The sequence below is a fragment of the Vibrio sp. 10N.261.51.C6 genome, assembly GCF_041471785.1.
GTDB lineage: Bacteria > Pseudomonadota > Gammaproteobacteria > Enterobacterales > Vibrionaceae > Vibrio > Vibrio crassostreae_C.
Window position 1 is genome coordinate 1 of sequence record NZ_JBFRPB010000149.1, and the last position, 343, is coordinate 343.

At 43.7% G+C, this 343-nt stretch carries 1 protein-coding gene; it reads right to left on the reverse strand.

Annotation, left to right across the window (positions count from 1 at the left end):
- Window positions 1–343, reverse strand: a 343-nt coding sequence (locus AB4375_RS21625; RefSeq protein ID WP_372052513.1) for a transposase, incomplete at both ends; no start/stop codon positions are given.

Sequence of the window (343 nt, forward strand, 5' to 3'; positions counted from 1 at the left end):
ACCGTTTATGGTAACCGTACTTCTTTTTCCAATGTTTATTTGAGCCGTATAATTTCTGGCAAGCTACCGCCAGATTACGGGGGTGACCTCGTAACCAAAAAGCAGCACCTTCTCTCGGTGGAATAAGTGGAACAGCTTGTTTAATACGTATTGCTTCGTAGCATTGTCTTGTATCGTAAGCTCCATCACCAGATATCTCATTGATTCTACGACGAGTTTGATTCAGTAAATTAGGAAGAGCTTCACCGTCAGTGACATTCGATAAACTTAACTCAGCCGCAATGATTTCATGAGTGCCAGTGTCTACGGCTAAATGGAGCTTACGCCAAACTCGACGCTTCCC